The sequence below is a fragment of the Streptomyces sp. NPDC020801 genome, assembly GCF_044334385.1.
Lineage (GTDB): Bacteria > Actinomycetota > Actinomycetes > Streptomycetales > Streptomycetaceae > Streptomyces.
On the sequence record NZ_JBIRST010000009.1, the window covers coordinates 261078 to 281354 of the forward strand.

At 72.0% G+C, this 20277-nt stretch carries 22 protein-coding genes and 1 pseudogene; 3 read left to right on the top strand and 20 right to left on the bottom strand.

Annotation, left to right across the window (positions count from 1 at the left end):
- Positions 1-31 precede the first annotated feature (31 nt).
- The 7 genes from ACH4UM_RS20945 to ACH4UM_RS20975 form a co-directional block, all read right to left on the bottom strand.
- Complete coding sequence (locus ACH4UM_RS20945) at positions 32-727, bottom strand: hypothetical protein (RefSeq protein ID WP_398181218.1); 696 nt, start codon at positions 725-727, stop codon at positions 32-34.
- Between the two features lie 95 nt (positions 728-822).
- Positions 823-1443 carry a helix-turn-helix domain-containing protein gene (locus ACH4UM_RS20950; RefSeq protein ID WP_398181221.1) on the bottom strand — a complete coding sequence of 207 codons (621 nt, stop codon included), beginning with the start codon at positions 1441-1443 and terminating at the stop codon, positions 823-825.
- Between the two features lie 278 nt (positions 1444-1721).
- Positions 1722-3755 (bottom strand): HelD family protein, encoded by a 2034-nt coding sequence (locus ACH4UM_RS20955; RefSeq protein WP_398181224.1) that lies wholly within the window; start codon positions 3753-3755, stop codon positions 1722-1724.
- Between the two features lie 41 nt (positions 3756-3796).
- Positions 3797-4417 (bottom strand): helix-turn-helix domain-containing protein, encoded by a 621-nt coding sequence (locus ACH4UM_RS20960; protein ID WP_398181227.1) that lies wholly within the window; start codon positions 4415-4417, stop codon positions 3797-3799.
- Positions 4418-4446: 29 nt separating this feature from the next.
- Positions 4447-6669, bottom strand: coding sequence for a phosphotransferase family protein (locus tag ACH4UM_RS20965; protein WP_398181230.1), 2223 nt, complete (start codon positions 6667-6669; stop codon positions 4447-4449).
- Between the two features lie 503 nt (positions 6670-7172).
- A complete protein-coding gene (locus ACH4UM_RS20970; protein WP_398181232.1) occupies positions 7173-7934 on the bottom strand; it encodes an HAD family hydrolase in 762 nt (253 codons plus the stop codon).
- Positions 7934-8812: a GntR family transcriptional regulator gene (locus ACH4UM_RS20975; protein ID WP_398181235.1), complete on the bottom strand. Its 879-nt coding sequence runs from the start codon at positions 8810-8812 to the stop codon at positions 7934-7936. The genes ACH4UM_RS20970 and ACH4UM_RS20975 overlap by 1 nt, the downstream gene beginning before the upstream one ends.
- A 182-nt stretch (positions 8813-8994) precedes the next feature.
- Here ACH4UM_RS20975 and ACH4UM_RS20980 point away from each other — a divergent pair, with 182 nt between their 5' ends.
- Entirely contained in the window at positions 8995-9183 is a 189-nt protein-coding gene (locus tag ACH4UM_RS20980) for a hypothetical protein (protein ID WP_398181238.1), read from the top strand.
- 57 nt (positions 9184-9240) lie between these two features.
- Here ACH4UM_RS20980 and ACH4UM_RS20985 read toward each other — a convergent pair whose 3' ends face one another.
- From ACH4UM_RS20985 to ACH4UM_RS20995, 3 genes and pseudogenes are all read right to left on the bottom strand, one after another.
- Positions 9241-10149, bottom strand: coding sequence for a winged helix-turn-helix domain-containing protein (locus ACH4UM_RS20985; RefSeq protein ID WP_398181241.1), 909 nt, complete (start codon positions 10147-10149; stop codon positions 9241-9243).
- A gap of 449 nt (positions 10150-10598) precedes the next feature.
- Positions 10599-11467 (bottom strand): annotated as a pseudogene (locus ACH4UM_RS20990) (GNAT family N-acetyltransferase).
- A gap of 193 nt (positions 11468-11660) precedes the next feature.
- Positions 11661-12338, bottom strand: coding sequence for a hypothetical protein (locus ACH4UM_RS20995; RefSeq protein WP_398181244.1), 678 nt, complete (start codon positions 12336-12338; stop codon positions 11661-11663).
- 180 nt (positions 12339-12518) lie between these two features.
- Here ACH4UM_RS20995 and dtd point away from each other — a divergent pair, with 180 nt between their 5' ends.
- A complete protein-coding gene (dtd, locus tag ACH4UM_RS21000; RefSeq protein WP_398181247.1) occupies positions 12519-12944 on the top strand; it encodes a D-aminoacyl-tRNA deacylase in 426 nt (141 codons plus the stop codon).
- Positions 12945-13032: 88 nt separating this feature from the next.
- Here the strand turns inward: dtd and ACH4UM_RS21005 are convergent, their stop codons facing one another.
- The 3 genes from ACH4UM_RS21005 to ACH4UM_RS21015 are packed head-to-tail and all read right to left on the bottom strand — an operon-like array spanning position 13033 to position 15081.
- Positions 13033-13998, bottom strand: coding sequence for a YgfZ/GcvT domain-containing protein (locus tag ACH4UM_RS21005; protein ID WP_398181249.1), 966 nt, complete (start codon positions 13996-13998; stop codon positions 13033-13035).
- Between the two features lie 10 nt (positions 13999-14008).
- Positions 14009-14461 (bottom strand): Fur family transcriptional regulator, encoded by a 453-nt coding sequence (locus ACH4UM_RS21010; RefSeq protein WP_398181252.1) that lies wholly within the window; start codon positions 14459-14461, stop codon positions 14009-14011.
- A gap of 44 nt (positions 14462-14505) precedes the next feature.
- Positions 14506-15081 (bottom strand): FABP family protein, encoded by a 576-nt coding sequence (locus tag ACH4UM_RS21015; protein WP_398181254.1) that lies wholly within the window; start codon positions 15079-15081, stop codon positions 14506-14508.
- A 239-nt stretch (positions 15082-15320) separates the two neighbouring features.
- Between ACH4UM_RS21015 and ACH4UM_RS21020 the strand changes: the two genes are divergently transcribed.
- Positions 15321-15683 carry a DsrE family protein gene (locus tag ACH4UM_RS21020; RefSeq protein ID WP_398181257.1) on the top strand — a complete coding sequence of 121 codons (363 nt, stop codon included), beginning with the start codon at positions 15321-15323 and terminating at the stop codon, positions 15681-15683.
- A gap of 33 nt (positions 15684-15716) precedes the next feature.
- On the opposite strand, the gene ACH4UM_RS21025 is transcribed toward ACH4UM_RS21020, so the two are convergent.
- The 7 genes from ACH4UM_RS21025 to ACH4UM_RS21055 all read right to left on the bottom strand — a co-directional run bounded on the left by ACH4UM_RS21025 (position 15717) and on the right by ACH4UM_RS21055 (position 20270).
- Complete coding sequence (locus ACH4UM_RS21025; RefSeq protein WP_398181260.1) at positions 15717-15974, bottom strand: DUF3099 domain-containing protein; 258 nt, start codon at positions 15972-15974, stop codon at positions 15717-15719.
- A 92-nt stretch (positions 15975-16066) separates the two neighbouring features.
- Positions 16067-16354, bottom strand: a complete 288-nt coding sequence (locus ACH4UM_RS21030) for a DUF1416 domain-containing protein (RefSeq protein WP_145875861.1) — start codon at positions 16352-16354, stop codon at positions 16067-16069.
- 38 nt (positions 16355-16392) lie between these two features.
- Complete coding sequence (locus ACH4UM_RS21035; protein WP_398181263.1) at positions 16393-17238, bottom strand: sulfurtransferase; 846 nt, start codon at positions 17236-17238, stop codon at positions 16393-16395.
- 143 nt (positions 17239-17381) lie between these two features.
- On the bottom strand, positions 17382-17462 hold the full coding sequence (locus ACH4UM_RS21040; protein ID WP_350751515.1) for an Ms5788A family Cys-rich leader peptide: 81 nt from the start codon (positions 17460-17462) through the stop codon (positions 17382-17384).
- 306 nt (positions 17463-17768) lie between these two features.
- Positions 17769-18494, bottom strand: a complete 726-nt coding sequence (locus ACH4UM_RS21045; protein WP_398181266.1) for a DUF2993 domain-containing protein — start codon at positions 18492-18494, stop codon at positions 17769-17771.
- Positions 18495-18620: 126 nt separating this feature from the next.
- Positions 18621-20012, bottom strand: a complete 1392-nt coding sequence (locus tag ACH4UM_RS21050; protein ID WP_398181269.1) for a hypothetical protein — start codon at positions 20010-20012, stop codon at positions 18621-18623.
- Positions 20013-20015: 3 nt separating this feature from the next.
- Entirely contained in the window at positions 20016-20270 is a 255-nt protein-coding gene (locus tag ACH4UM_RS21055) for a MoaD/ThiS family protein (protein WP_398181272.1), read from the bottom strand.
- Positions 20271-20277 lie beyond the last annotated feature (7 nt).

Genomic DNA, 20277 nt, shown 5'->3' on the forward strand with positions numbered 1-20277 from the left:
TGTCGCCCGTACGGGCGAGACGCGCCGCCGCCTACTTGGCCGGCGGGGTGGTCTTCTTCGTGGCGGGCGCGGTCTTGCGGGCGGCCGGGGACTTCTTCGCCACGGGCTTCTTCGCCGCGGCCTCGGCCGGAGTGGGAACGGACGCGGGCTGGGCCTTGGCCCCGGCGGGCCCGTCCTCCCTCACCTCGACCGGCTCGGGCTTGGGCTCGACGGCGACGGCGAGCTCCTCGACCTCCTCGGCGATGTCCTCGATGCCCTCGGCGGCCTGGCCGCGCCAGGTCCGCACGGCCTGCTCACCGTGTTCGGCGACCTTCTCGTAGGTCTCACGGGCCTTCACGGCGTACTCGGCGGCGACGCCGACACCGCGCAGGGCGAGATCCTGGGCGGTCTCGCCGAACTTCTTCAGGTCGGAGTCGAGGTTGGTGCCGAGCTTCTTCAGGTCGGAGTCGAGGGAGTTGAAGAACTCGGTGACCTTGGTCTGGAAGCTCTCCTGCGTCTCCTTGACGCGGGCGCCGGCCTCCTTGGCACGGGCGGCGGCCCGCTCCTGGACGGCCTTGGGGTCGGTGTTGCGCACCGCGTCGATGCGGGCGGGGGCCTCGGCACGCAGCTGCTCCACCAGGGCGGGCACCTTCTTGGCCTGCTGCAGGGCCAGGTCCGCGGTGCCCGCGGCGAAGTAGAGCGGCGTCGGGTCGCTGAGGGTCTTGCGCAGGTCGTCGGTGATGGCCATGGTGATGGTCCTCCCGGATCGATTTCGCTTGAGGGTTTTGGTGTGCCGCGGTGGATCGGCCGCCGGCCGGGCCCTTCTTCGCAGGGGCCGTGGCGTCAGCCGGCCGTCTTGTGCGGATCGGCGTCGCTGCCGCGGGACGTGCGGGTACTGCGTCGCCCGGTGGAGGCGGGCCGGCCGCCGTCCGCCTCGGGAACGGCGGCGGGGCGTACGGTGCCCCCGCTCTCACCGCCGGCCCCGCTGTCGCCGTCCTGGGCGGGCGAGGCGTTGGATATATCCAGCATGTTCGGTATGTGCGATGTGTCCGATGTGTCCGCCCCGGCGCCATCGCCGTCGCGGACCTCCTCCCGACCGTCCTTCCTGGTGATCCCGAACCCGTTCTCCTTGCGGAAGGACTCGTAGATCTGGAGCAGCACCTGCTTCTGCCGCTCGTTGAGCGAAGGGTCGGCGAGGATGACGGCGCGTGTCTCCACGTCGTCCCGGTCCCGCTCGGCGTCGAGGATCCCGGCCCGCACGTACAGCGTCTCGGCGGAGATGCGCAGCGCCTTGGCGACCTGCTGCAGCACCTCCGCGCTCGGCTTGCGCAGCCCGCGCTCGATCTGACTCAGATACGGATTGGACACCCCGGCGGCATCGGCGAGCTGCCGCAGCGACAGCTGCGCGTTGCGCCGCTGCTCGCGCAGATACTCACCGAGATTGCCGACGTTGAGCGATGCCATGTCCCCACCTTGCACCCAACCCGCTAACAATTGCAAGCAACCTGCTTGCAAGAGTGCGCCACACCACTCCGGAGGATGCCGCGGCGCGGTGGGCGGCACGGGTGGGCGGCGTGCTGCGGCATCGCGGACGGCGGCGGCATCCCCGGCGCACGACGGCGTGTCAACTGCCGGACGTGCCGCTGCGCGAGGAGCACGAGCGGATCGCGGTACCCGTCGCCGTCCGGCCCTCACCCGACCCCGGGTGCCGCCCCGCGCCGGAACGGGGAACGGGGGTGGCGTCAGAACGGGAGCGGCCGTTCGTGCACCACGTCCAGCCGGGACACCGCCCGGGTCAGCGCCACGTACAGGCGGTTGAGCCCGCGCTCCTCCGCCTCCGCGATCGCCGCCGGTTCGACGGCGACGACGTGGTCGTACTCCAGCCCCTTGGCGAGCCCGGCCGGCAGCACCGTCACCCGCGCGCCCGTCTCCTCCGGCCCCACCGCCTCGATCCCGGCCGCGGCCAGCGCCTGCCGCACCCGCCCCGCCTGGGCGTCCGCCGCGACGACCCCGACGGAACCCTCCCGGGTCAGCGCGTCGCCCACCGCCGCGACGACCGCTCCCAGCAGATCGCCCGCGGCCTCACGCATCCGCAGCTCGCCGCCCCCGCGCAGCGAACGGGCCGGCGGTACGGCCACGTCCAGCCCCACCAGCAGCCGGTTGGTCAGCGCGACGACCTCGCGCGGCACCCGGAACCCGGTCGTCAGCGGCACCACGGCCGCGTCCGGCCGGCCCAGATGTCCGAGCAGCTCGGGCCACGACCGCGCGGCCCACGCCGTGGTCCCCTGCGCCAGGTCCCCGAGCACCGTCACGGAGGCGAACGACGCCCGCCGTGCGATCGCCCTGCACTCCATGGGTGACAGGTCCTGCGCCTCGTCGACGACGATGTGGCCGTAGCCCTCCGGGTGTTCGACCAGTCCGGCCACCTCGTCGAGGAGGACCAGGTCGGCGGCCGACCAGCGCGCGGACCGGTACGAGCGCGGCGGCCTCTTCCACAGCACCGCCTTCTGCTCGCCGGCGTCCAGCAGCCCGTCCGCGGCCCGCGCCAGCGCATCCGGGTCCGTGAGGAGTTCCGCGACCACCTCCTCGGGCCGCACCCCGGGCCAGGCGGCGTCGACGTACCTGCTCACCGCCCGCGACCGTTCGATCCCGCGCACCCAGGAGGCGGGGCGCGGCCCGGACCGCCTCTCGGCCTGCTGCCGCAGAAGGCGGACCACGCGGGTGCGCACGCGCTCGCGGCCGATCGCGTACGGCGGCTCCTCGGCGCGTACGTCCGCGACGATCCGCGCCAGTTCGCCGGCGCCGGCGCGCCAGCGGCAGGACCCGTCCGGCACGGCGAGGGAGTCGATCTCCTCGGCCGACACCCGCGCGTACAGCGCCCGGCGCAGCACCTCGGCCATCCGGACGTCGTGTTTGAGGCGGGCGGCCGCCTCGTCGTCCGCGCCGGTCACCGCGGCGCGGGCGATCTCGTCGGCCACGGTCGACTGCCGTACGCCGCTCTCGCCGAGGGCGGGCAGCACCTCGGAGATGTAGGTGAGGAAGGAGCGGTTGGGGCCGAGGATGAGCAGCCCGCCGCGCCGCAGGCGCTGCGGGTGGGTGTAGAGCAGGTAGGCGGCCCGGTGCAGACCCACGGCGGTCTTGCCGGTGCCCGGGGCGCCCTGCACACACACCGAAGCGCGGAGGCCGGCCCGTACGAGGTCGTCCTGCTCGGGCTGGATGGTGGCCGCGATGTCCCGCATGGGCCCGACGCGGGGGCGTTCGAGCTCGCGGGCGACGATGTCGCTCGCCCGGGACTCGCCCCGGTCGAGGTGCTCGTCCTCCAGACCGGTCAGGTCGGCCCGGTCGCCGCGGCTGCCCGGCGCCCAGCCGAACCGGCGGCGGACGGCGACGCCCTGCGGGTCGCGGGCGCTGGCCTGGTAGAAGGCGCGGGAGACCGGTGCGCGCCAGTCGACGACGAGCGGCGGGGCGGCGGGGTGCTCGGTGATCCGCAGGCGCCCGAGGTGATAGCGCTGCCCGCGATGGTCCCCGGCGGCGGGGCCGAAGTCCAGGCGGCCGAAGAAGAGCGGGCCTTCGGGCAGTTCGCGCAACGCCTCGGCCCGGCTGCGCAGCCCGCGGCCGAGGACCTCTGCGTCGGCCCCGGACGCGGAGACGTCCTCACCCGTCACGACCTGTTCCCGGGCCCCGTCGACCATGGCGGCGAGGGCGGCGCGGCAGGTGTCGTGGTGGGCGCGTTCGGCGTCGAGCGCGTGGCGAAGGGCAGGCTGGGGTGACGTCATTCCGTCGAGCGTACCGGAAAGACGTAACTGAGTTACGATTTTTACTCAGTAACGATCGGTGGGGCGGCCAGGCAGCCGGCCAGCCGTTCGAACGCCCGCTCGGCAGCCGCCACCGCGCCCGCCCGTACCTTCTCCAGCGGCTCCCCGGCCGCGATCCGCCGCCAGTTGTCCTGGGCGAGGACGCGCTGCACGGCGACGATCTGGCCGGCCGCCAGCCGTGCGTCCAGGCCGCCGCCGAGGGCGCCGGCCAGCGCGGCCTCGGAGCGTTCCAGGTGGGTGTGCAGACGCGCGACCAGGGACGGGGTGCCGTAGAGAAGGGTGTGGAAGGCGAGCACCTCCGGGTCGTCATTGAGGCCGGTGACCGGGTCGCACCGCTCGAGGCCGGCCAGGAAGTGGCGCCGCAGCGCGTCGAGCGGTGCCGCGGGCTCGGCGGCGGCCACGCGGGCGGCCTCGTCCTCGTGGTCGGCGATCCGGTGCAGGACGAGGTCCTCCTTGGCCGGGAAGTACCGGAAGAGGGTCGGCTTGGAGATCTCGGCCGCCGCGGCGACCTCGGCCACCGAGACCGCGTCGAACCCCTTCTCCAGGAACAGCCGGACGGCGACGTCCGACACCTCCTGGTACATCCGCCGCCGCTTGCGTTCGCGCAGGCCGATCTCGCTCATGGGGCGAGCCTACGATCCACCGGTGGCCCTCAGGCCCCCGCCGCCGAGCCGAGGATCGTCCGCCGGCGCCGGTGCGGCTCCTCGCCGAGGGCCGCCGAACGGGCGGGCAGGCCGAGGGAACTGGTGGCCGCCGCCAGCGTCATCGCGTAGGAGTCGACCGCCCGGCGGACGTTCGGGGCGTCCAGGCCGGCGCCGGTCACCAGGCGGTCGAGGTCCACATAGGCGGAGCGGACGATCTCCAGCCAGCGGTAGACGCGCCAGTCCTGGCGCCAGTTCCTGGTGTACGGCTGGGGGAGGCGCTCCTCCCAGCGGCGGAACATCCGGTCCCGGATCTCGGGCCGGGTGGGGGTGAGGTGCATGTGCCGGACCAGGTCGTAGAGGGGATCTCCCACCACCGCCATCTCCCAGTCGATGATGGTCAGCGCCAGGGGGTGGTCGTCACGGCGGACCAGGTTCCACGGGTTCAGGTCGCCGTGCAGCAGCGACGGCTCGCGGTGGGTCACCTGGTGCCGGGAGAGGATCTCCCGGAGGCGGGGCGCCTCGGGCAGCCCGAGCAGGCGGGCCATCTGCTGCGACTCCTTCGGCAGCGCCGCCACGAGGATCACGAGCTGGCTGGTCAGCCAGGCGTGGAAGCCGCCCTCCCCTGCCGTCGGGTCGATCTGGCGGTAGTCCACCCGCGTGAGGGCGCACAGCTGGTCCACCAGCCGGTCCGCCTCGTGCGGCAGCAGACCGTGGACCGGGTGGCTCGGCGGCCGGTCGGCGTCGAGCGGCCCTTCGTAGGTGTGGATCGCGAAGGGGTCCCCATGGCTCTCCCCCAGTACGAGCACTCTGGGCGCCGCCACGGCGGCCTGTGACCGCTCGATGGCCCGGAGCACGGCGTGCTCGCTGAGGAAGCTGCGCTCGCGCCGGAAGGCGCTGGCCACCTTGCGCCGCACCACGACGTCGTAGTCGGTGCCCGGCACCCGGACCACCGAGTTGAGATGGCCCGTGCCCTTGAACACCCGGCCGGCGTCCGCCGCACCCTCCTCGCGCAGGGCCTCGCTCACCGCGGAGTGCGGGAAGCGGGGATGCTCCGGCAGCCGGGGGTCCGGCTCCCAGTCGAAGGCCCGGACCACCGGGGCCCGCCCCCCGACGCCCGCCACCCGCCGGGAGGCCCGCCACCGGAAGAGCACCCGCTCGATCTCGCCCGCGTCCGGGACATGGCGCAGCCCGAGCGGCTCGGCCGCCGCCTGCAGGGCGCGTTGCACGGCCGCCGTGGCCCCGGTGAGCGCCTTCTGGTCGAAGGTGCCCTCCAGCGAGCGAGCGGCCCTCATCACGTCCGGGAACACCGACTGCGCGCGCTCGAAGGCGACGTAGTGCCGCAGATCGCGCGCCAGACCGTTGACGGCGGCCGGCCTGGTACGGGCCATCGCCTCCGCCCAGGCGTCGACGACCTCGGACCGCTGGTGGGACGGGTACTGCATGCGCACCAGGTGGACGGCGAGGTCGTGCAGGGGATCGCCGAAGCCGGCGAGCTCCCAGTCGACGCACGTCAGGGGCGGGTCCCCGCCGCGGGACACGATCAGGTTGTCGCGGTGCAGGTCGGCGTGGAGCAGGCTGAAGGGCCGCCGGCTCATGGCCGGCACCCGCTCCCGCAACCGGACCAGCGCGTCCTCCGGCACCCCGAGCGCCGCGAACAGCCCACCGAAAGCAGGCCAGTTGGGCCGCCGGATCTGCTCGTCGGCGAGATGGGCCAGGGTGCGCAGGAAGCCCTGGCTGTCGGTGTGGTTGCGGGGCCAGACCGCCGGCAGGGCGGGCAGCGCGGTGCGCCGTACCTGGGTCAGCCGGGCGAGCAGCTCCGCCAGCGCCTTCACCAGCAGGGTGTCCACGGGTTTGCCGTTCCCGCAGACACTGGAGAGCGGCGCTCCTTCCACATAGGTGTGGAGGGCGAAGCCGTCCCCGCTCACCAGGCACTCGGGGACACCCGGCAGGACGCCTTTGACGGCATCCAGGACCTGCGGCTCCTCGCGCCAGGTCCTGATCACCACGGGCAGCGCGTCCACGCGTCGTTTCCGCACGGTCACCGGGGTGCCGGCCGCCCGGCCCACCAGGGGCGCCACATCCGCCGGCAGGGGCAGGACGTAGTTGTGGTGGTGGTGTCCGCTTCCGGCCTGTCCGGACGCGGCGGTCCGGACGAACGCCGCCAGGGCCGGGCCGGGACGGCCGGCGGCGTGTCTCCCGGGGAATGCCCGGGAGACGGGGGGTGCGTCCACTGGCCGCTCCGGTTTCGGTCGCGCGGGGTGACGGGTAGGGCAAACGTTAAGCCTGGAGTCCTTCCCGCACGACTCGAGAAGCGGTTGAGTCGGCACAAGGGGTGGCTTGTCGCTCGTCCGCGTCGGTCGCGCAGGGCCGGCGTGCTCGCCGTCCCACACCCATACGTACGGCGGGAGGCGATCGCTCGGGCGCGGTGCGGGAATGCTAGCGCAAGGTCCCGGCCCACTCGGCCAACTGTTGCCGGACCGAGTCCAACTCCGGCCGGACCACGTCCGGGCGTTGCCGGCGAAGACGCTGCCCGGCTCCGCGCCTGCGGAAGGCGCGCAGCCGGTGGCCGGGGCGGTGGTCCGGGCGGCCGTTCACGGGCGCACCTCCCACAGGAGTGCAAGCGAGGCCGAGCGGGGAACGGCACGAGGGGCCGGGCGTCCTGAGAGGGACTCGGTTTGGGCGGCACGGCGGCCGCGGGCGCCGCCTCCCCTCGTCGCAGGCGACGGGTGGCAGGTCAGTGTCCGGGCCGCAGCATTCGAAGCACCGGCTCCAGTGACTCCACGATCAGCGTCGCACCGGCCTCTCGCAGCCGTTTCTCCTTGCGGGCGTTGCGGGCGTAGCCGAGGAAGGGGACGCCGGCGCGGAGGGAGGCCTCGTGGTCGGAGGGGGTGTCGCCGATCATCAGGGAGTCGGCCGGGGCCGCCCCCATGGCGCTCAGGGCCCGGTTCAGGCAGTGCGGGTCGGGTTTGAGGTGCTGGAGGTCCTCGGTGCGGCCGTAGATGTGCGGGGCGAAGCAGGGGACCAGGCCGCGGCCCTGCAGGTACTTGCGCACCACCAGGGGCGAGTTGTTCGTGGCGATGGCCAGCCGGGAGCCCAGCGCCGTCCAGGTGCGGATCAGCGGGTCGGCGTACGGGGTGGGCCAGGCGGAGGAGGCGGCGCGCAGTTCCTCGTGGGTGAGGCGGGCCTCCAGTTCCGCGACCAGGTCGCTGCCGGGGTGCCGGCGGTCCACGGCGCGCAGGACCATGTGCGGGTCCAGCGACTCGCGTTCGGTCTCCGTGAGCAGGCCGTGCAGGCCCCGGCCCTCCAGCCACTGCACCAGTTCGGTCGCCACCCGCTCCGAGGAGTGCCCGGCGAACAGCCGGCAGATCGGCCCGTCGAAGTCCCAGAGCACGACATGGGCGCGGGTGATCAGATTCCGCAGCTTCTCCGTCTCTTCTCCGGTCTCTTTTCCGGTCCCGGCTGTCACCGCTTCGGTCTGCGTCGTATCAGAAGTCACTAGGAGAGTGTCAGATCCGTCGTGATGGTTTCCCAGAGGGCATCGAACCACTTCTGGGATTCCTCCACGAACGCCGCGTCCCGCCGTCCGGCCGCCCGCTCGAAGGAGAACAGCAGGGACTCGGTGCCCAGGACGTCGTACATGTCCAGCGTCCCGTCGTCCGCGGTCTCCTCACGACGGGTGATCATGTAGTACGCCATCAGCGCCTCCGCGCCGTTGAGCAGGTACAGCTTGACCGGCGGGGTGAAGGGCAGCGCGCGGAAGGTCACGCGGACGTCGATGCCGTGGGTGGCGCGCAGGGCGTTGAGGTTGTGCCGCAGGACGTGACCCTGGGCGTTGCGCTGGGCGAGCCAGCGCTGGTGGACCGGGTCGTCCTCGATGTCCCGGTCCACCGAGACGGGGAAGGCCAGATTGATGTCCCTGGACGGCAGCAGGATGCGGACGTCGATCGACTCGGGGCGCAGCCGGCCCTCGTGGATCAGGCGGACGGGCTCCCCGACGGCCAGCATCAGGGTCTCGGCGGTCAGGCAGGCGGCGTCGATCCGGACCTGCCGGGCCGAGAACGCCTCTACGAGCCGGGGTGTGAGGCCCACCATGGTCGGCTGGGGCTCGGCGCGGGCCGTGGCCGGGGCGGCGATCCTCGGGGGACTGCCCTTGCTCACATTGCTGAGCAGGCCGTCGTCCTGGAGTGCCCTGAGGGCCTGGCGCACGGTGCCGCGCTCCACCCCGAACTCCTCGGCGAGTTCGGCCTGGGTGGGCAGGCGGTCGCCCGGCTTGAGCTCACCGGCGCGGATCCGCTCCCGCAGGGTCTCGGCGATCTCCTGGGGCGAGCTCCTTCTGCTGCCGTTCACGGCCACGTTCTCCTGGGTCACGACCAAAACGCTACAACTTTGGTCCATCTAAAGGGAGTTGTTTGAAACTTGTTTATGGATAGCAGCCAAGTGGGGACAACTACAGCAGAGTTGGTTGCCAACTTGGTTGAGTTGGCGGAAGTTTTGCCTCCTGTATCCATGCACCCCCCACTCCCGCCCGCCCAGGCAAGCCCGAAGGGGGAATCGCCGTGCCTGCTCTCGCTCTTCTCTCCGCAGTCCTCGTCGTCGGCTTCGAACAGCTCGTCCAGTGGAAGTACGGCGCGATGGGACTCATCGGCCTGCTCCTGCTCACCATCGGCATCAAGGCCAAGAGCCCGGCCATCAGCTCCGTGGGGGCCGTCGTGCTGGCGATGCTCCTCGCCGGACCCGCCCTGTGACCCGAGGCCGTACCCATTTTGTGGGAGACGTCAGTTCCTGAGCTCGGCTCGTGAGCATCAGCTCTTGAGCGTCAGCTCCGAACTGATCGTCTCCCACAGCGCGTTGAACCACAGGTGCGACTGCTCGACGAACAACGTGTCCCGCGGCCCGGCGCCCTGCTCGAAGGCGAACAGCATCGACTGGGTGCCCTCGGCGTCGTACAGCTGGAGATGCTCGTGGTCGATCTCCTCCTCGCGCCGCCGCAGCGTGTAGTACGCGAAGAGCGCCTCCGTGCCACCCAGCAGGTAGAGCTTGACCGGCGGGGTGAAGGGCAGCGCGCGGAAGCTCACGTGCACGTCGATGCCGTGGGTGGCGCGCAGGGCCAGCAGATTGTGCTTGAGCACCTGTCCCTGGGCGTTGCGCTGGGCCAGCCAGCGCCGGCGCAGCGGCGCGGACGCGGAGGCGTCCACCGGCGCCGGGAAGGCGAGGGCGATGTCCCGGCTGGGCAGCAGCACGCGGACATCGACCTTGGCCGGTTTCATTCGCCCGGCGTGGATCTGCCGCAACGGTTCACCAATGGCGAGAGTGAGCGAGATCGAGGTCAGGCACAGGGCGTCGATCTCGACGTGCGGGGCGCCGAAGGCGGCGGCGATACGGGGCGCGAGGGCGACCGTGGTGGGCAGCGGCGGGGCGGCGGGGCCGGTCAGGGCCCGGTGCGGGCCGGGGGCGACGGTCGCCGGACTGCCTTTGGTCACATTGGTGAGCAGGTGCTCCGACTGCAGGATGCGCAGGGCCTGCCGTACGGCTCCGCGCTCCACCCCGAACTCGTCGGCCAGCTTGGCCTGTGTGGGCATGCGCTGGCCCGGCCGCAGCACGCCGGTCCTGATCCGGTGCCGCAGTTCGTCGGCCACCTCGCGGTGTGACCTCTGTGGCCGTTGTGACCTCTTCCGCCCATTGGCGGAGGCGTGTTCCGGGTCCACGGCCAAACACTACAACTTCCCGCCATCTTCAGGCAGTTCCAAGGAAGGTGGTTATGAGTCGCTCCCAAGCGGAGATAAGAGAAGTGAAGTTGGTAGCCAACTTGAACGACATGGTCAAACTTTCCAAGTGTTGGCCACCACGGTGACAGTTGGGGAACGTCGGACCGCGCTCCCTTCCGGAGGGGAGCCGGGAGCACGGTCGGAAGGCACCAACACAAGCGGCAGCCGACGCCCGGCACCGCGGCACAGCCACAACTGAACAGTCCGCGCAGTCACAACTGAACAGCCGTCGCACAGTCACAGTCACAGGCACAGTCACAGCCGCAGGCACAGCCACAACTCGAGATCGTCCGTCCGGTACAGCCACAACTGAACACCGTCAACGCACAGTCACAACTGAACAGCCAAGCTACGGATGCGTCATCCCTGTCACTGTCGCCGGCAGGAAGGAGCGCTCAGAAGATGTCCGGGCACCAAGGTCGCCTGGACGTACGCAGCAGGGCGTCGGCCACTCGGGCGGCGCCCGCTCGTTCTTCCCGGACCCGGCCGAGCGCCGCGAGCCGCACCGCCGACTCGTCACCGAGCCACAGGGACGCCAACTCCGCCACGTCCAGGGCCAGATCGGTCCGCGCCGTCGTCGGCGTGCAGCCCGCCCCGTCGGGCCCGGCCTCCAGCCGCCAGCGGCCACCGGCCAGACCGGCCCGGTCGGCCACTTCCAGCACCAGCGTCCCGGAACCCTGGTACGTCCGCGTCTCAAGGGCCCGTACGACGTCGAGGACGCGCACCCACAGCCAGTCCGCCTGTGTGGTGACCGTGGCCGCGCGTGGATCCGGCAGGAACAGGGGGAGCAGGTCGTCGGGGGCGCGCCAGCCGCTCCTGACCCTCGCCACCCAGTCGATCGAGCACAGGTGCAGCCACAGGGCGCGCTCGGCGGCCGGGGTCACCGCGATTCGGCGGCGATCAGGGTGGCGACGACGTCACCGCGGTCCTTCGCGGCCGCGAGGTCCTGGGTCATCATGCGGGTGAGCAGGCCGCGGCGGCGGTGGGTGGCGGTGACGGTGACGTTCGAGATGGCGTCGGCCGGGACGGCTCCGCCACCGACGGCCGTGAGCTCCTGGTCGAAGGAGCGGAACGTCGCCACGCACCGGCCGGAGTCGAAGGCGCCGAGGGTGCGGGAGGGGACGATGTGGGAGGCGCGGTCGGCGATCTCGGCTTCGGTGACGCCGGGACTGCGCAGGAAGCCGGTCTTCAGGGCACGGACCCAGTCGCGGATCTCGGCGTCCGTGACGGGGCGTACGTCGATGTCGGGGCGGGCGGCAGTCATGGGTCGACGGTAGGGGGACGGGGTCCGGGGTGTCGCGGGCATTTTCCCGCCCCCGAAGCGAGGGCCGGGCATCGTGGGGCTGATCGCCGTCAGGGGCGCGCCGCGGCAGTCCGTCAGGGGCGCACCGCTGCCGTCCCGGCCGCCGCCATCGGCTCGCCGCCCGCGTCGTGGCGGGCCGGCACGAGCCACCGGGTCAGACGAGCAGGTCGTCCACCTGCGCCTCGCCTTCGCGGTACCTGCGGGCGATCTCCGCGCTGCAGTCGTCGGCCGTGCGCTGCAGATGCTGCCGCCGACCGGACACCTGCCGCTCGTACCGCACGAGCCGCCCCATCGCCACGCCCAGCTCCAGGTCTGTGCGGGCGCCCAGGTCCGACAGCTCGACCTCGGCGAGCATCTCCGCGGCCAGCCGCCGGTACTCCTCACTGTGCGGTGTGCCGAGCGTCACATGGCGGGCAGAGGAGCGCTGCCGGGCGGGCGCGTCCTTGAGGATCTCCGCGAGCCGCTCGACGACGGACGCCTGCCCGTCCGCCGCCGGCGCCTGGCCGCTGTCCACGACGGAGGAGGGTCCGCGCCGGGCCAGCTCCGCGCGCAGGATGTCGATCCGCCCCTGCAGCAGCCGCCGTACGTAACTCAGGTCGGCCTCGTCGCGCTGCGCCTGCCGGCGCAGGGTGCGCAGCTCGGGCAGGCTCGGCACGGTCAGGTCCGGCGGCTGGGGGTACCCCCTGCCCGAAGAGCCGGGGGAAGGGTCCACGGTCAGCGCCGGGCTGTCGGTGCGCTGCACGGGCGGCCGATGGGTCTCCGGAACACCCGGAATTCCCGCACGGATCGGCGAGACCGCCCCGGGCTGCTGCTCGGTACTCGATGTGCTCATGCGTCTCTACCGTCCCCTCGACCGGCGCGTACGGAAGCATCGTGCCACCCCGAGTGGCCGGTATGTGAACGAGTGCCCCCGATCGGCCCCAGATGGGGGGTTACGAAGCAGAAAGAAGCACGATATGGACTTCGCCGCCCGGCCGCGGTGTGCCGGCGGTCGCCCGGCATGATGGGCGGCATGCGTGCAGTGGTGCAGAGGGTGGACGGCGCGAGCGTCGTCGTGGACGGCGAGACCGTGGGCGAGATCGAGGGCGAGGGGCTGTGCGTCCTCATCGGCGTGACCCACGAGGACACCAAGGAGAAGGCGGCGCAGCTCGCCCGCAAGCTCTGGTCGATCCGGATGCTGCACGACGAGCGCTCGTGCAGCGACACCGGCGCCCCGTTGCTGGTCATCAGCCAGTTCACGCTCTACGGCGATGCCCGCAAGGGCCGCCGCCCCACCTGGAACGCGGCCGCCCCCGGCGAGGTCGCCGAGCCGCTCGTCGACGAGGTGGTCGCCCAGCTGCGTTCCCTGGGCGCGCCGGTGGCCACGGGCCGCTTCGGCGCGCGGATGCGGGTGTCGCTGACGAACGACGGACCGTTCACCGTCCTGCTGGAGATGTGATCCGCCGCAGGTCTGCGACGACCTGCGGACAGCGACCCGCGGCAACGGCCTGCGCCGACGACCCCGGGGCAACGAATGCGCCGGCGGCCTAGGGTTCCACGACGGTTTCCTGCGCCGCGGCCGTCGTGCCGGCCATCAGCCGTGCGTCCACCGGGACGTTCCGCTTGACCAGGGCGAGGGCGACCGGGCCGAGCTCGTAGTGGCGTGCGGACGTGGTGACGAAGCCGACCTTGCGGCCGTCCGGGCCCTCGTCGGCGAGGCGGATCTCGGTGCCGGGCACCGGCAGGTGCACCTCGCTGCCGTCGAGGTGCAGGAAGACCAGGCGGCGCGGGGGCTTGCCCAGGTTCTGCACCCGGGCCACGGTCTCCTGGCCGCGGTAGCAGCCCTTCTGGAGATGGACCGCGGTGCCGATCCAGCCCAGCTCGTGCGGGATGGTGCGGTGGTCGGTCTCGAAGCCCAGCCGCGGCCGGTGCTGCTCGACGCGCAGCGCCTCGTGGGCGAGGATCCCGGCCGGCGGGCCGGCCTTCTCCGCGTACGACTCCAGGTCCGCGCGCGGCAGGAACAGGTCACGGCCGTACGCCGTCTCCCGTACGACGACTCCCTCGGGCACCTCGGTGATCGAGCCGGCGGGCAGGTGCACGACGGCGAAGTCCGCCGTCCGGTCGGCGACCTCGACCCGGTAGAAGAACTTCATCGACTCCAGGTACGCGATCAGCGCCTCCTGGGTGCCGGGCTCCACGTGGGCCCAGACCGTCTCACCGTCGTCGACCAGGTAGAGCGCGTGCTCGATGTGGCCGTGCGCGGACAGGATCAGCGCCTCGGTGGCCTGGCCGGCGGGCAGCTCGCTGACGTGCTGGGTGAGCAGCAGATGCAGCCAGCTCAGCCGGTCGGCGCCGGAGACGGCGACGACACCGCGGTGCGAGAGGTCGACGAATCCGTTGCCGTCGGCGAGCGCGCGCTGCTCGCGGAACAGGTCGCCGTAGTGGGCGGCGACGCCTTCGTCCGCGCCCTCGGCGGGAACGGCGCCGGGCAGGGACAGCAGAGGGCTTTTCATGAACACAAGCCTACGACTCGGTATTTGAACTCTTGGCGGTCGAGCCCTTCGGCGAGCAGTCCTTGCACCGCCCGAAGATCGCGAAGTGCTTCATGTCCGTGTCGAAGCCGAACTCCTCGCGAAGCTTGGCCGTGAACTCGGCGGCCACCGACAGGTCGGCCTCGATGACGTTCGTGCAGTCCCGGCAGACCAGGTGGATGTGATGGTGCCGGTCCGCCAGGTGGTACGTCGGCGCGCCGTGTCCCAGATGGGCGTGGCTGACCAGCCCGAGCTCCTCCAGGAGCTCCAGGGTCCGGTACACCGTGGAGATGTTGACCCCCGACGCCGTCTTCCTCACCTCGCCGAGGATGTCGTCGGGCGTGGCGTGCTCCAGGCTGTCCACGGCTTCGAGCACGAGTTGCCGCTGCGGGGTCAGCCGGTAGCCGCGCTGCCGCAGGTCAGTCTTCCAGTCGGTGCTCACCACACTGAAAGTCTAGGACCAGTCGCCGTGCGGCCCACCGAAGCGGCCTACTTGAAGAAGGCGATCCCGTCGTCCGGCAGGTCGTCGGGGAGGGCCTTGGCCCAGCGCTCGACCTCCTCGGGGGTGACGACCCTCTTCAGATGGGCGGACATGTACGGGCGCAGCCCGACCTCGGGGGTCTGCTTCTCGCCGACCCACATCAGGTCGCTCTTGACGTACCCGTACAGCCGCTTGCCACCGCTGTAGGGGCCGGAGGCCGCGGTGCGGGCCACTGCGTCCGTGGCCAGGTCGATCTGCGGCTTCTTGTCGGCCAGCTCGCCGTACCAGATCTCGACGACGCCGTCGTCGCGGGTCATGGTGACCTCGACCCTGCGCCCGGCGTCGATCCGCCAGAAGCCCGACTCGGTCTCCAGCGGCCGCACCTTGTTGCCGTCGTTGTCCAGCACCCAGGTGCGGGAGTGGTACTCCAGGAAGTCCCGGCCGTCGTGGGCGAAGGTGACCTCCTGGCCGAAGTTGCACTTCTCCGCGCCGGGGAAGTCGTGCACACCGGCGCCGGCCCACTCACCGAGCAGGAAGGCGAGGGGGACCAGGTCCTTGTGCAGGTCGGACGGGATCTCGATCATGAGCAGCGGCTCCTGGACGTCGTCAGCGCTGGCCCTGGTACAGCTTCTTCACGGTCAGGTAGGCGAAGGCGAGGACGCCGACGCAGACCAGGACCAGAAGGGTTTCGAAGAAGATCTCCACGGGGTGCTCCTCGGTTGAGCAGGATGCGGTACGTACACAGGGCCGGACCCAAGCTTAGTCGGCCGGGACCCGGCCCTCTCCGTGAGGTGGCGCCGACGGCGGCGACTACGCTTCCGGCATGGCGAAGAAGCTCGTGATCAAGGTGACGGCCGGGGCGGACGCCCCGGAGCGCTGCTCGCAGGCGTTCACGGTCGCGGCGGTGGCCGTGGCCAGCGGGGTGGACGTGTCGCTGTGGCTGACCGGGGAGTCGTCGTGGTTCGCGCTGCCGGGGCGCGCGGCCGAGTTCCGGCTTCCGCACGCGGCCCCGCTGCCCGATCTGATCGACTCGATCCTCTCGGCCGGCCGGATCACCCTGTGCACCCAGTGCGCGGCCCGCCGGGAGATCACGGAGAAGGACGTGATCGAGGGCGTGCGGATCGCGGGAGCACAGGTGTTCGTGCAGGAGGCGCTGGGCGAGCAGACGCAGGCGCTCGTCTACTGAGCCCGGCCGCTGAGCCCTGCCGCGCCGGCGGCGTCAGTGGCGTTTCTTGCCGTCCAGCTCGTCCCACCACTCGTCGGACTGGGGGTCGCCGGAGGGGTCGTCCCACCAGCGGTCGTCGGGGCCGCGCCGGTTGGCGACCATCGCGGCCACCGGCGGGATCACCATGGCGACGATGCACATGCCGACGGCCGCCGGCACCGACCACAGGCGCACGACACCCCACGCCAGGACGAACAGCCCGATACAGATGCCCATCATGGCGAAGTACACGTGACGGCGTCGTGCGTACATGAATACAGGGTAGGGCCGCACTCGCCGTCGCGCGGCATGCCGAAGGGCCGCACCCCAGGCGTCCAACCCGCGGGGTGCGGCCCTTCGCAGCCTCAGACCGCGATCGCGACCTCGGCGAGGCCGCCCTTCTGGGCCACGACCGTTCGGTCGGCGGTGGCGCCGGGTACGAGGGCGCGCAGGGTCCAGGTGCCCTCGGCCGCGTAGAAGCGGAACTGGCCCGTGGCGGAGGTGGGGACCTCCGCGGTGAACTCGCCGGTCGAGTCCAGCAGCCGGACGTAGCCCGTCACCGGCTCTCCGTCGCGGGTCACCTGGCCCTGGATCGTCGTCTCACCGGGCTTGATCGTCGAGGCGTCGGGGCCGCCGGCCTTCGCTCCACACATGTTCTTCTCCAGAGGTCAGATAAGGTCGGTCGGGTTTCCTACTTGCCGGCGCCGAGCTCGATCGGCACGCCCACCAGGGAGCCGTACTCGGTCCAGGAGCCGTCGTAGTTCCTGACGTTGGGCACCTCGAGCAGCTCGTGCAGCACGAACCAGGTCAGCGCGGAGCGCTCACCGATGCGGCAGTAGGCGATGGTGTCCCTGGCCAGGTCGACGTCCTCCGCCGCGTAGAGCTCCTTGAGCTCCTCGTCCGACTTGAAGGTGCCGTCGTCGTTGGCGTTCTTCGACCACGGGATGTTCCTGGCCGAGGGGACGTGCCCCGGGCGCTGGGACTGCTCCTGCGGCAGGTGGGCCGGGGCGAGCAGCTTGCCGGAGAACTCGTCGGGCGAGCGGACGTCGACCAGGTTCTGCACGCCGATGGCCGCCACCACGTCGTCACGGAAGGCGCGGATGGACTTGTCCTGCGGCTTGGCCTGGTACTCGGTCTTCGCGCGCTCCGGCACGTCCGTGCCGTCGACCAGTTCGCGGGCGTCCAGCTCCCACTTCTTGCGGCCGCCGTCGAGGAGCTTGACGTTCTCGTGGCCGTAGAGCTTGAAGTACCAGTAGGCGTACGAGGCGAACCAGTTGTTGTTGCCGCCGTAGAGGACCACGGTGTGGTCGTTGGAGATGCCCTTCTCCGACAGCAGCTTCTCGAAGCCGGCCTGGTCGACGAAGTCACGGCGGACCGGGTCCTGGAGGTCGTCGGTCCAGTCGATCCGGATGGCGTTCTTGATGTGGTTCTTGTCGTACGCGGACGTGTCCTCGTCCACCTCGACGATGGCGATGCTCGGGTCGTCCAGGTGCTCCTGGACCCAGTCGGCGTCGACCAGGACGTCGCTGCGGCTCATGCTCAATCTCCTCCGGGGCAGTTGCGGCGGGGCGTGCGAATGCGAGGTGCGCGCGGATACGCGGGTCAGCGGTGGCGTACGCGGCGCGCGGACGGCCCCGGGTGAGGTGCGGGGCCGGGCGATACGGGAGTCGGAGCTCCCGCTCAGAAGGGGCGACAGAGCATGGCGGCAACGCGGCACAGGTCTACTGCCCGCCGCTTCGTGAGATCCGCCTGTCGCTTCATGTGCCCGATCGTAGGGAGGTACGGGCGGACATGTCACCGGCGTGTCGCATACTGAGATGCGATCGTCCGCGATACGAGATCCATGTGCCGTCGCGGACCTCCCGGCACGGCGACGGGTCGCCCGCGCACGCCCTCACATCTGCGGAGCGGACATGGGCGTCTCGCCAGTCGGACACCCGCGACACCGACGCCCGTCACCCCGCGCCCTGTGCCTTCGCCCGACGCCGACGCCCGTCACCCCGCGCCCTCGCCCCACGCCGACGTCCTGCGCCCTCGCCCGGCGCCGGGCACCCGACGCCCGCCGTCCTACCCGGCCAGCTTGACGTTCGAACCCTTCACCGTGACCTCGACGCCGTCCTTCGCCGCCTGCACCGAGTCCAGCTGGATGCCGCCGGGCAGCTGGTCGACGGCCTGCTGGAAGTCGGTGATCGACCGGATCCGGTTCTCCGCGAGGTCCAGGGCGCCGAGCCTGGGCAGACCGTCGGCCGTGACCCGCACCTTGTTGTCCCGTACGGCGACCGAACTCAGCACATGGACCGGCCTGGGCAGCGCGGAGACCTTGATGGCCACCTTGATCTTGCCGTTGCCCCCGTCCGACAGGCCGACCACCTGGGCCGTGACTCCGAAGCCGAGCTGGGTGGGCTCGGACTTGGCGGCCTTCAGCAGCTCGTCGTAGGCGATGGTCGCCGTGCCGGTCGCGGCGGAGGCGGTCGCGGAACTGTAGTCGCCGGAGAAGGCGACACCCTTCATGTCGGCCTTGAGGTCGTCGATACGGATCTTCTGCCCGCCCTTGCCGGTGGCCGCCTCGTAGCTCTTGATGCCGACCTCGACGTCGTCCAGCTCGCCGCTCGCCACCTGGGTGAGGAAGGGGAAACCCTTGATGGACACGTCGGGGGTGCTCGCCAGGTTCTCGGTGGTCCTCAGCTTGTCGGCGGCCTCGCCCTCCGCGAAGTGCACCGCGACCCGGTCGACGACCGCGAACAGCACGCCCAGGATCACGGCGACGATCAGAAGTATTCGCAGCGCGCGCATGCGGTGTTTCCCCCACCTCGACGGTCCTCGACGACCGGGTGGCCGTCACGCGCGAGCGTAACCCTCATGGGAAGCCCGACCGGGAAACTGTTGATCGTCTGTGACAGGCGGACGCCGCCCCCGCGGTTACCCGAGCGCCCGCCCCAGCACCCACACCAACGGCGCCGCTGCCGACAGCGGCAGGGCGACACCGGCCGTGAAGTGCACGAAGCGGGAGGGATAGTCGTAGCTGGCCACGCGATGGCCGATCAGGGCGCACACCGCCGCGCCCGCGCCGAGCAGCGCGCCCTTCGCGCCCAGGCCGGTCATGCCGCCGGCCGCGATGCCCGCGCCCGCCGCCGCGAGCACCGACACGACCACCGAGGCCGCCGTCGGCAGCGGCAGCGCACGCGCCAGGACCGCCACCGCGACCGCCGCCGCACCGACCGTGACCGCGTCCGCCCCGGCCGCCAGGTAGCCGGTCGCGATGATCGACAGCGCCGCCGAGGCGACCGTCGCCATCAGTCCGTACATCCGCTCGTCCGGGTCGGCGTGCGACCGCAGCTGGAGGGCCAGGGAGAGCAGCACCCACACGCCGAGCGTGCCGAGGATCGCGGCCGGCGCGTTCTCACGGCCCGCTCCCAGCACGGCGGCGTCCGCGGCGAGCGCGCCCGCGAAGCCCAGGGCGATGCCCTGCCGGGCGGGCCACATGCCGTTCAGCCGGAACCAGCCCGCAGCCGTCACGGCCTGGAGCAGCACCAGTGGGACGAGCAGCGCGTACGTGCCGATCTGCGCCGTGCCGGCCAGCAGCAGCCCCAGCAGCGCGGTGAGCGCGGCCGGCTGCATCCCGGGCTCGATGATCGGCGAGCGCCCCTCGGCACGCGCCCGCTGGGCGTCGGTGACGCGGGCGTTGCCGACGAGGGTGGCGGGGCCGTAGCCCGGCTCACCGCCCGCGGGGTCCGCCGGGGCCGGAGCGGAGGCGGGACCGGCGTGCGGGGCCGGGCGGCCGGCCGGGCCCGGGGCCGCGTTCGCGGCCGGGTTCGAGGTCTGGTCCGGGACCGGCGGCGCGTAGGGGGCCGCGGGGGCGGTGGGGACCGCGCCGTGGCCGGCGGCGGCCTGAGCACCGTAGGCCCCCGCCGGCTCCCGATGGCTCAGCGGGGTCGGGTACGCCGTCTCCGCGGCCGGCCCGGGCCGCGGCGCGTGGGTGGTGTGGGCGTGGGTCTGGGTCTCCCAGGTCTGCCCCTGCCACTGCTGCGTGTACTGCTGGGCGGCGTGCGGATCGTCGTACGCCTGCTGCTGCCCGGGCCACGCCTGCTGCTGCGACTGGGGCTGCGCCTCGGGCCCGGCATGCGGGTACTGCTGCTGGGCGTACGCCTGCGGGTGCTGCTGGGCGTGCGCCTGCGGGTACTGCTGCGCGTACGGGTCGTACCCCTCGTAGGGAGTCCCTTCGGGCGCCGCGCCGGGAGCCTCGTACGAGCCTTCGTACTGGCCCTGGTACGGACCCTGGTACGAAGACCCCTCATACGGCCGGTCGGACATCGCTCACCCTCCTGCGAACGGCGGGAGCACCTCGACCGTGCCGCCCTCGGTCAGCCGTACCGTCTCATGTCCGCGCGTCCCGACGGGGTCACCGTCGATGAGGAACGAGCAGCGCCGCAGGACGCGGACGAGTTCGCCGGGGTGGCGCTCGCGCGCCGCGTCGAGCGCCTCGGCGAGCGTCTCGGCCTCGTACGGCTCCTCGGCGACCCCGGCCGCGGCCTTCGCCGCCGCCCAGTAGCGCACCGTGACCTTTGCCATCCCGTTC

Bases quoted from the DNA above. Each gene is read 5' to 3' on its own strand.
- ACH4UM_RS21035 (WP_398181263.1), bottom strand. From the start codon at position 17,238: ATGAGCCGCAGCGACGTCCTGGTCGACGCCGACTGGGTCCAGGAGCAC.
- ACH4UM_RS21055 (WP_398181272.1), bottom strand. From the start codon at position 20,270: ATGGCAAAGGTCACGGTGCGCTACTGGGCGGCGGCGAAGGCCGCGGCC.
- ACH4UM_RS21030 (WP_145875861.1), bottom strand. From the start codon at position 16,354: ATGTGTGGAGCGAAGGCCGGCGGCCCCGACGCCTCGACGATCAAGCCC.
- ACH4UM_RS21045 (WP_398181266.1), bottom strand. From the start codon at position 18,494: ATGCGCGCGCTGCGAATACTTCTGATCGTCGCCGTGATCCTGGGCGTG.
- ACH4UM_RS21005 (WP_398181249.1), bottom strand. From the start codon at position 13,998: ATGAAAAGCCCTCTGCTGTCCCTGCCCGGCGCCGTTCCCGCCGAGGGC.
- ACH4UM_RS20960 (WP_398181227.1), bottom strand. From the start codon at position 4,417: ATGAGCGAGATCGGCCTGCGCGAACGCAAGCGGCGGCGGATGTACCAG.
- ACH4UM_RS21025 (WP_398181260.1), bottom strand. From the start codon at position 15,974: ATGTACGCACGACGCCGTCACGTGTACTTCGCCATGATGGGCATCTGT.
- ACH4UM_RS21020 (WP_398181257.1), top strand. From the start codon at position 15,321: ATGGCGAAGAAGCTCGTGATCAAGGTGACGGCCGGGGCGGACGCCCCG.
- dtd (WP_398181247.1), top strand. From the start codon at position 12,519: ATGCGTGCAGTGGTGCAGAGGGTGGACGGCGCGAGCGTCGTCGTGGAC.
- ACH4UM_RS21050 (WP_398181269.1), bottom strand. From the start codon at position 20,012: ATGTCCGACCGGCCGTATGAGGGGTCTTCGTACCAGGGTCCGTACCAG.
- ACH4UM_RS20950 (WP_398181221.1), bottom strand. From the start codon at position 1,443: ATGGCATCGCTCAACGTCGGCAATCTCGGTGAGTATCTGCGCGAGCAG.
- ACH4UM_RS20995 (WP_398181244.1), bottom strand. From the start codon at position 12,338: ATGAGCACATCGAGTACCGAGCAGCAGCCCGGGGCGGTCTCGCCGATC.
- ACH4UM_RS20945 (WP_398181218.1), bottom strand. From the start codon at position 727: ATGGCCATCACCGACGACCTGCGCAAGACCCTCAGCGACCCGACGCCG.
- ACH4UM_RS20955 (WP_398181224.1), bottom strand. From the start codon at position 3,755: ATGACGTCACCCCAGCCTGCCCTTCGCCACGCGCTCGACGCCGAACGC.
- ACH4UM_RS21040 (WP_350751515.1), bottom strand. From the start codon at position 17,462: ATGAAGCGACAGGCGGATCTCACGAAGCGGCGGGCAGTAGACCTGTGC.
- ACH4UM_RS21015 (WP_398181254.1), bottom strand. From the start codon at position 15,081: ATGATCGAGATCCCGTCCGACCTGCACAAGGACCTGGTCCCCCTCGCC.